We start from the raw sequence: 2,516 nt of genomic DNA, 5'->3' as shown, positions 1-2,516 counted from the left end.
CAAAAACGAGGCGGAAGGCCTCTCCCACCCCGAAATTTTATAAATTCTATAATGTAAAAAAAAACACGGCGCTTCCGCGCCGTGCCTTAAAGTTCAGTTCGTGTTTATTCGCTTTTCTTCTCCGGCATTTGCTGGAACAGCAGGTTGACGGACAAGTTGCTGCCCGGAGCTGCCGTGAACACCAGGTCTACGGTTTGCTCGCGCTCGCCGGTCCGGAACAACACCGCGTTCTCGTTAGGTGCGCTGAGTGAGCCGGAAGAAGGTAAGCCTACAATATCTCCGTTGACCATAATTGAGCCCATATAATGACCGCCGCGCGGGTTAAACGTGATCAGCGTGTTTGGCGCAACGCGATACAGCTTAATCCGGTACAGGACGCCGAAGTTGCCGGCGTTCATGCGATAATCGCCTTTTATACCATCGGCTCCTATCAGGAACGGGTCGCTGGAGTTATCGCCAATTAACAGCCGGGTTGGCGTATTACCGATCAGGTCGGTTACTTCGATGTTGCGATTGGCTTCCATATAAGTACCGCGGTTATGAATGTCGGGTTCAAGCGCACTCAAATAAGGCAATGTCTTGAACGGATCTTGATCCTGATCAACCATGATGACGGTGTAATTTAAAGTATGGTCGCTGTACAAATCCGCAAACAGGGAGATGACATCCCCTTGCTTCATCGGCGTAGCGCTCAGCTCGTTCAGGATGATCTTGCTTTCCCCTGGAGCAAACCATGTATCCTTGTATTTACTGCCGGTTTGCATCGATTCGTAATAGCGCGCAACCGAAGCTTTCCCCGCTGCCGTTGCATAACTGCTTGGGCCGCCAAAGCCTAAATTGCTCTGCGTCAAGCGCGTTGTCTCACTATTGTTGTTCGTCGCGATGACGTACATTTTCACCGGCATCCCGGTCGAGTTGGCGTGGTGGATCATGAAGCGTGTATTCCCAATCGCCGATTCCTTATACAGAATCCCTTTGGAATACACCGTTTCCGGGCTGTTACTGCGGATCAATGTGACCGCATCCGATGTGAACGCGTATCGGATCCGCTCCCAGCTTGGGACCTGGGTTCCGTCGAACGTATATTCTTCCCCAACCGGAATGAACAACTTATTAAATTCATCCCGCGTGTAGAGCGTCTCGTTCGTAATCGTAATCGTCTTCTCAACGGTCGAGTACAAGCCAAATTTATTGACAACCTTCAGGCGGATCGTCATTTGACCTGGGGTAAAGAACGCCAGCTCTTTATTCTCCCAAATCCGCTCGGTGATGCCGACTTCATCCGTACTGAGGTCCGTATACGTGATCAATTCACCCATTTTATAGGTGTCTTTGTCCGTTGTAAAATTCGCGACCGGCGGTGTATGCGGCTTGTCTACATGAATGGTCAGCGTAAACGGATTACTCCATTGGCCGCTGGAATCCTGCACCCGGTAAGTCACCGTATAATCCCCCGGCGTCATGAAGATATCCTGGCGCCCAATCCATTCCTCGTTCACGATCGGAAGCCCGATAGGCGAGGTCGCATTGGTGATGTATTGAACCTGGGTTTCGCCCGCGATGACTTCTTTGTTGCCGATACTAAATGAAGCGACCGGCAGCGTGTTCAAATTTACGATCACCCGTTTGCCAACCGCATCATAGGAATACGAGATATTTAACGCCTTCGTGATCGCCGTTAACGGCACCATGAAGTTGTTTTGCGCGGAATAGGATTTCCCTCGCATTGTCTGCGTTACACCGTTCACTTTGTAATACGTCGTATTTAATTTGAACCGCAGCTCGTCGTTGCCTCGCTTAATGATCGTTTCTTTCGTTGTATTGTCAAAAGACAGCTGGAATCCTGCGCGCTCCACAATAGCCCGGATCGATATGTAAGATACGCCGTCTTTCACTTCCATGGGATAACCGGCAATGTATTCCTTCCCGTTCTGATACATCTTCTTGCTGTTCACCATCAGAATCAGTTGACCGGAGTTACTTTGGCTCATGCTTGGGTCTGCAGGCGGCGTCACCGGACTAGTTGGCGGGATCATCTCATCCCCGCTTCCCGTCCCTTCCTGCCCGTCTTCTGGAACCGTATCCCCTATCGTTCCATCGGTTGTTCCTTGATCTGCAGGCAGATCGCCAGGCTGTACCCCATCGGTTGTTGTCCCGTTCACATCTAGCTGTTGCATTTCGGCCGAAGGTTCCAGACCGTTTCCTTGCCCGATTTCCTCTGCGCTGGCTGGAAGCACCATAGCTACTTGCGATGCAACCAACATCGTGGTGATCAACAATCTCTTAAATTTCATGCCTAAACTCCCTTACTCTCCCATTTTGTGTTTCTCCCTTTAACTCACACTGTATTAAACGCATAGATAAAAGAAAAGTTGCTTACAATTAAAAACAAAATATTCGACAAAATATCCACAAACTCCGTCGTTTGTTGCCGATTTTACTTATTTTTAACAAATCCCCGTAAGAAAAACGCCTGGCGGCGTCCTTTTAAGTTCGTTCAACTGAGTTCATACGTG

At 49.5% G+C, this 2,516-nt stretch carries 1 protein-coding gene; it reads right to left on the bottom strand.

The features are described 5' to 3' along the window. Nucleotides 1-104: 104 nt before the first annotated feature. Nucleotides 105-2,294: a stalk domain-containing protein gene (locus RW092_RS16520; RefSeq protein ID WP_316010710.1), complete on the bottom strand. Its 2,190-nt coding sequence runs from the start codon at nucleotides 2,292-2,294 to the stop codon at nucleotides 105-107. Nucleotides 2,295-2,516 lie beyond the last annotated feature (222 nt).

The organism is Paenibacillus sp. 3LSP (assembly GCF_032465655.1).
In the GTDB taxonomy this organism is placed as follows: Bacteria; Bacillota; Bacilli; order Paenibacillales; family Paenibacillaceae; genus Fontibacillus; species Fontibacillus barengoltzii.
This window is presented reverse-complemented; position numbering and strand designations above follow the sequence as displayed.

What these genes read in the sequence shown, in the direction of transcription:
- RW092_RS16520 (WP_316010710.1), bottom strand. Translation starts at nt 2,294, where the DNA reads ATGAAATTTAAGAGATTGTTGATCACCACGATGTTGGTTGCATCGCAA.